This window comes from Mycobacterium sp., assembly GCF_049280035.1.
Taxonomy (GTDB): domain Bacteria; phylum Actinomycetota; class Actinomycetes; order Mycobacteriales; family Mycobacteriaceae; genus Mycobacterium.
Genome location: NZ_JBAPPI010000270.1, coordinates 1 through 6,228, shown reverse-complemented (window position 1 = coordinate 6,228; position 6,228 = coordinate 1). Strand labels below are relative to the sequence as shown.

Genomic DNA, 6,228 nt, shown 5'->3' with positions numbered 1-6,228 from the left:
GATCCTGACCGGGCTGCTGTCCTACATCGCGTACGGCCCGCAATTCGGGCAGGCCATCCCGGGCGACGTCGGATGGCTCAAATTGCCCACGTTCGACTGGCCGACCAGGCCCTCGTGGCTCTACCGGCTGACCCAGGGTGTGCACGTCGGGTTGGGTCTGATCATCATCCCGGTGGTGCTGGCCAAACTGTGGTCGGTCATTCCCCGGCTGTTCGCATGGCCACCACTGCGGTCGATCGCGCAGCTTCTGGAGCGCCTGTCGTTGTTGATGCTGGTGGGCGGGATCCTCTTCGAGCTTGCCACCGGAGTGCTCAACATCCAGTACGACTACATATTCGGGTTCAGCTTTTACACCGCCCATTACTACGGAGCATGGGTATTCATCGCCGGTTTCGTCATCCACGTGCTGATCAAATTGCCGAAGATGGTCACCGGTCTGCGTTCCCTGTCGTTTCGCAGGGTACTGCGCACCTCGCGCGCCGACAGCCGTCCCGAACCACCCGACGTCGACGGGCTGGTCGCCACTGATCCCGGACCGCCGACTGTGAGCCGTCGCGGCGCGCTGGCGCTGGTCGGGGGCGGCGCACTGTTCGTCGCGGTGCTCACCGCCGGACAGACTCTCGGAGGTTTTAGCCGTCGTGCGGCGTTCCTGTTGCCGCGGGGGCGTAGCCGCGGTGATGGACCCAACGATTTCCAGGTCAATAGGACCGCTGCGGCCGCCGCAATCACGCCGGCCGACACCGGCGGGAATTGGCGGCTCAGCGTGCGAGGTCCTTCGGGCCAGATGTTGTTGAGCCGGGCCACCCTGGAAGCGATGCCGCAGCACACCGCCGAGCTGCCGATCGCCTGCGTCGAAGGATGGTCGACCATCCAGACGTGGAGCGGAGTTCGTCTCCGCGATCTGGCGGACCTGGTCGGGCTGCCCAACCCGGCCCGAGCCACCGTGCGTTCGCTGGAGCGGGCCGGCGCGTTCAATCACGCTGTCCTGCAGGCTAATCAGGTGCGCAACTCTGACTCGTTGCTGGCACTTCGGGTCAACGGCGTTGACCTGTCTTTTGATCACGGCTACCCCGCGCGCATCATCGTGCCCGCGCTGCCGGGTGTGCACAACACCAAATGGGTACGGTCAATCGAATTCGGACAACGTTGATATGCGCAGACTGATCACCAGCTTCACCACCTTCTACGGCAGTAATCCGTTACATCTGTTAGGCACGGTAGCCGCGTGGGCGCTGGCCGGGTATGTCGTGACGGTGCTTGGCCCGCAAGCCCTGTGGAATTCCAAGGTGTGGTGGCAGTCAATCGCAGTCTGGTTCCTCGCCGCTATCGTCGCTCACGACTTGGTCCTGTTCCCGCTCTACGCCCTGGCCGATCGCTCCGTCTCGGCTGCCCTTGCCGCGCTGAGGAATCGGTGGGCAGGGCCGTCGCCGCGGGTGTCGCCGCTGAATTATTTGCGGGTCCCGACCCTGGGGGCGGGGCTGTCGCTACTCCTGTTTTTTCCCGGGATCATCCAACAGGGGCAAGCCAGTTACTCCGCGGCCACCGGGCAGAGCCAACAACCCTTCTTCGGGCGCTGGCTGCTGCTGGTCGCCGCACTATACGGTTTCAGCGCACTGGCATACGCGGCCCGGCTGTCTATCGCCGGACGCCGCGAGGAAACCAAATCAGAACCCTGACCATGGGCTGGCTTGCTGCCTTCTACTCTTCGAGAATCTCTCGCTCGATCTCGTCGAGCCAGGCTTGTGCTGACATGTCCGACGGGGCGCGCCAGTCCCCGCGCGGCGACAGCGCGCCGCCTTGCGACACCTTGGGCCCGTTGGGCAGCGCCGAACGCTTGAACTGGCTGAAAGAGTAGAACCGCTGCACGAAGACTGCGAGCCAGTGCCGAATCTCCTTGAGCGAGTACGAGGGTCGCTTGTTCTCCGGAAACCCCGACGGCCAGTTGCCACGCTCGGAATCACTCCACGCATGCCATGCCAAGAATGCGATCTTCGAGGGCCGGAACCCGTAACGCAGCACCTGGAACAGTGAAAAGTCTTGCAGGGCAAACGGTCCAACCTTTGCTTCGCTGCTCTGCAGTTCTTCCTCTTCACCGCTGGGCACCAATTCCGGGGTGATCTCGGTGTCGAGCACAGACTGCAGCACCTTGCCCACCTCCGGCTCGAACTGGTCGGAGGCGATCACCCAGCGGATCAGGTGCTGGATCAGTGTTTTAGGCACCCCGGCATTGACGTTGTAGTGCGACATCTGGTCGCCGACACCGTAGGTCGACCAGCCCAACCCCAGCTCGGAAAGGTCGCCGGTGCCCAGCACGATACCGCCGCGCTGGTTGGCCAGCCGGAACAGATAGTCGGTGCGCAGGCCCGCCTGGACGTTTTCGAACGTGACGTCGTAGACCTTTTCGCCTTGTGAGAACGGGTGATCGATCTCCTTGAGCATCAGCTTTGCGGTCTCGGTGATGTCGATTTCGGAGAAGGTGACACCAAGTGCTCGGCACAGCTCGACCGCATTGCGTTTGGTGTGCTCGCCGGTTGCGAAGCCGGGCAGTGTGAACGCCAGAATGTCGCTGCGCGGCCGGTCTTCCCGGTCCATCGCGCGCGCAGCGACGATCAGCGCGTGCGTCGAATCCAGCCCGCCGGAAATCCCGATGACAACTTTCGGGTATTTCAATGCCCGCAACCGCTGTTCGAGCCCCGCGACCTGAATGTTGTAGGCCTCGTAGCAGTCTTGCTGCAGCCGGTTGGGATCGGCCGGCACGAACGGAAACCGTTCGACCGTGCGCCGCAGTCCGATGTCGCCAGACGGCGGATCCAGGCGAAACTCGATGCGCCGGAACGACTCCGCCAGTGCGCGGTGGTGGCGCCGGTTGTCATCGAATGTCCCCATCCGCAGCCGCTCCGCGCGAATCAGCTCGGTGTCAACGTCGGCGATGCTGCGGCGTTCCCCTTTCGGAAAGCGCTCGGATTCGGCGAGCAGTACACCGTTCTCCCAGATCATTGTCTGGCCGTCCCATGCCAGGTCGGTCGTCGATTCGCCCTCCCCCGCGGCGGCGTAGACGTAGGCGGCCAGGCACCGCAACGACGCTGAGCGGGCGAGTACGCATCGGTCTTCGGCGCGACCGATCGTGATCGGGCTGCCGGACAGGTTGGCCAGCACCGTCGCGCCCGCCAACGACGCTTCAGCGCTGGGCGGAACCGGCACGAACATGTCCTCACAGATTTCGGCGTGCAGCACAAAGTCGGGCCGGTCGGATGCCGCGAACAACAGGTCCGGGCCGAACGGCGCTTGCATGCCGCCGATTCGGATCGTGCCGCGCTCGTCGTCACCCGGCGCGAGCTGGCGGCGCTCGTAGAACTCCCGGTAGGTGGGCAGGTACGACTTCGGCGCCACGCCAAGCACAACACCGCGGTGGATGACCACGGCCGTGTTGTAGATGCGGTGCCGGAAGCGCAGCGGAGCACCGACCACCAGCACCGGCAGCAGGTCGCTAGAAGCCGTGACGACATCCAGCACGGCATCCTCGACGGCGTCGAGCAACACGTCTTGCAGCAGGATGTCCTCGATGGAGTACCCGGACAGCGTCAGCTCCGGGAAAACCGCGAGGGCGACCCCGTCGTCGTGACACTGGCGAGCCAGCCGCAGAACCGACACGGCATTGGCCGCCGGGTCGCCGATCGCGGAATGGTGAGTACATGCCGCAACACGGACAAACCCCTGGCTGTAGGCGTTATAAAAGTCCATCGTCCTTCCATTGTCGCCCAGCCGGTGCCAAGCCGACGCCATTTGTCAGGAGTTCACCTTTCCCCAAAGGCAGTAGCCCTTCATCGTTATCGAGAAGAGATTAGGTAACACCCGAAACGAGAGCTGTTGCCCTGTCGCCCCAGCCTCTACTTGGGGCGAACTCACAACGCCCGCACTGACCACGGCTATCTGCTCTGCGATGCACTGGCTGGCGGGGTCTTGCGGGAGGGCCATCCAGTCGCCTGACCGCAGGTTGTGGTTGCGAGTTCCCTCGCCGCGCAGTGTCAGTTGGGGTCCATAGGTCAGCCATCGGTCACTGCTCGGATAATCGGAGGTGACGATTTTCCATTGGTAGCGGTCGTCTGCTTCCTGCAGGCACACCAAAGTTATTTTCTGGCCCGGAAGCCGGGCCATCGCGTTGGCGAGATTCGGCGAACAGGGGGTGTCTGGTTGCGGTACAACGGGATCCGCATACGCCGCCGTCGGCGCGGACAGCACCGCGAGGGCCTCTGCTAGCGCAGTCAGGCCTATCGCCACGGTCTGTTTAATAGTCGGCTTAGCCGACGACAATCGGAGGACTACTCGGTCGATGTTCCTCGATCGAGTAACGCAGCGAGAGCGAGACATGTGTAGCGCCGGTGCAGCGGGGGCTAGGGCAGCGTGGTGTGCATCAACATTACGCTGTACGCCGACCACAGCGACAGGTTGAAGTACAGGTCGTGGCCGGCTGACCAGGGGTGGATGAACGGGGCATAAATGCCGCCAGGAAGTTGTGTTGACGTCACCAGGGTCTGCGATGCGCTCCACGGTCCTTGTGGATTGTCCGCCGTCCGCATCACGACGTTGTTCGAGCCGTCGGTGTAGAGCACGATGTACTTATTGAGGTAATCGTTGTACTGAACTGACATCTCGCTCACCGGAGCCGCAATAACCGGCGTGGCAGCCCAGGGACTGTTTGCGATCCACGATCCTCCACCAAAGGGATTCCACCACGGTTTGCCCCAGTATTCGTACTGACTGAGGTCCAGCACAGCATTCTCGGGAACGCGCGACACATATGCCGAACCGGAGCGTCCGGACGGGGTGCCGTATGAGTACACGTAACCGTCGCGTCGGACGAACGCCCCTTGCTGAAAATTCTGGTTGCCCCAGTTGAACCAGACGCTGGGTACGCTGAAAAAGAAGCTCGGGCGGATGGTTCCACGGTTGACGGTCCAATTTTCGCCGTTGTCGATGGAAACCGCGATTGCCGAGAAGTTCGTGGTCCATTGGCCCGGGTTGCCCCATTGCTTGACCGACATGAAATTGACGTATTGTGTTGTCCCCACCGAGATGCCCGCGGTGGGAATGATGGTCACTTCCGTTTGGGCGAGATTGAGACCGGCGATGATCTGTTTTGAGAAGTTCGATCCCGGTGGAGTCGCGGACAGGACCGGCGAGCCGGCGTAGACGTTGCCGAACGCGGGATCCGGCACCGAGACTCCGTCGGACAGATTGCGGTCCGCGCTACGAAACAAGGTGTTGCTCCGCCATTGTTGGCCGGGCGCGCTGCAATCGCCGAACGTGTCGCCGAATGCCATGAGCACCTGGTCATTTGCGCCGCTTTGGCCGTTGTCCCACAGAATCCCGAGATCGGCGCCGGAGATGGCGAAGCGGGCGTATGTGTTGTTCGGGCTGTTGGGTCCATCCACCCAGTTGACGATCGTTGTTGTCGGGGCCGCGATCGCCGCGGCGGGGCCCCCGGTGGTCGGGCCCGTACCAGCAGCTGCATTTGGACCCGGATTGATCGGACTCGCGGGGTTCGGGGGCCAGGGCAGCACCGCGCCTTCTTGCTGCATCGGCGCGGCGTTCAGCGCACCCGCTGTCGGGGCGGTGGCCGGGGCTGGGAGCGGACCCAGCCCGAACGGCACCGCCTGGTTCTCCGCGCCGCGGGGCATGCGCCCGGTCGGCACGTGTTCTACCGGCGGCATCGCCGCCCCCGGCAGCGGCTGAACCCTGTTCGGTGCTGCCGCGGCAGCCGATTGCGCGCAGGGCGCGGCCGCCGCTGAAGGGGCCACGACTACCGGAGCGACGAGTCCAATGGCGGCCACCGACACCACCGATACCGGTGCGAGTCGAGGAGATACCCACACGTCAAACCTCCGATGGGTGCCTGGACTTCCCCGTAGGTCGTCAACAGCGGACGCGCAGGGGTTCGAACCTGTGACGATAGTGACTACAGTGGGAATTGGGGTCAGTGATACGCCGGATCGGTATCCGGTCGTGACCGTGTCGCAACCACTCCTGCCAAAGAGGTGAAGCCTGGGCCGCGACGGGTGCGGAGTAAAACCGGAACCGTGAGAGCCGCCGGGTTTGGGTATGGCCTGATCGGCTCCGGTGGAGCCGTACTCTCGAATGGGTGTCGGACTGCGCGGAATCTCCGGAGCTGATTGCGCTATTGGACGGTCGCCGCGTCGCGGTGTTGACCGGCGCGGGGATCTCCACCGA

5 protein-coding genes are annotated in these 6,228 nt (G+C 63.6%); 2 read left to right on the top strand and 3 right to left on the bottom strand.

The features are described from left to right. Together WAN71_RS08675 and WAN71_RS08670 are read left to right on the top strand one after the other, a co-directional pair. Positions 1–1,150 (top strand): molybdopterin-dependent oxidoreductase (locus WAN71_RS08675; RefSeq protein ID WP_422224932.1); only part of this gene is annotated, 1,150 nt, incomplete at its 5' end. 1 nt (position 1,151) lies between these two features. Beyond that, positions 1,152–1,676, top strand: coding sequence for a hypothetical protein (locus WAN71_RS08670; protein WP_422224931.1), 525 nt, complete (start codon positions 1,152–1,154; stop codon positions 1,674–1,676). 22 nt (positions 1,677–1,698) lie between these two features. Here WAN71_RS08670 and WAN71_RS08665 read toward each other — a convergent pair whose 3' ends face one another. The 3 genes from WAN71_RS08665 to WAN71_RS08655 form a co-directional block, all read right to left on the bottom strand. After that, on the bottom strand, positions 1,699–3,741 hold the full coding sequence (locus WAN71_RS08665; protein ID WP_422224933.1) for an NAD(+) synthase: 2,043 nt from the start codon (positions 3,739–3,741) through the stop codon (positions 1,699–1,701). Between the two features lie 45 nt (positions 3,742–3,786). Next, complete coding sequence (locus WAN71_RS08660; protein ID WP_422224930.1) at positions 3,787–4,278, bottom strand: hypothetical protein; 492 nt, start codon at positions 4,276–4,278, stop codon at positions 3,787–3,789. A gap of 113 nt (positions 4,279–4,391) precedes the next feature. Continuing rightward, positions 4,392–5,873, bottom strand: coding sequence for a DUF4185 domain-containing protein (locus tag WAN71_RS08655; protein WP_422224929.1), 1,482 nt, complete (start codon positions 5,871–5,873; stop codon positions 4,392–4,394). Positions 5,874–6,228 lie beyond the last annotated feature (355 nt).

Excerpts from the sequence above, each read along its gene's own strand:
- WAN71_RS08670 (WP_422224931.1), top strand. The coding sequence starts at position 1,152 with ATGCGCAGACTGATCACCAGCTTCACCACCTTCTACGGCAGTAATCCG.
- WAN71_RS08665 (WP_422224933.1), bottom strand. The coding sequence starts at position 3,741 with ATGGACTTTTATAACGCCTACAGCCAGGGGTTTGTCCGTGTTGCGGCA.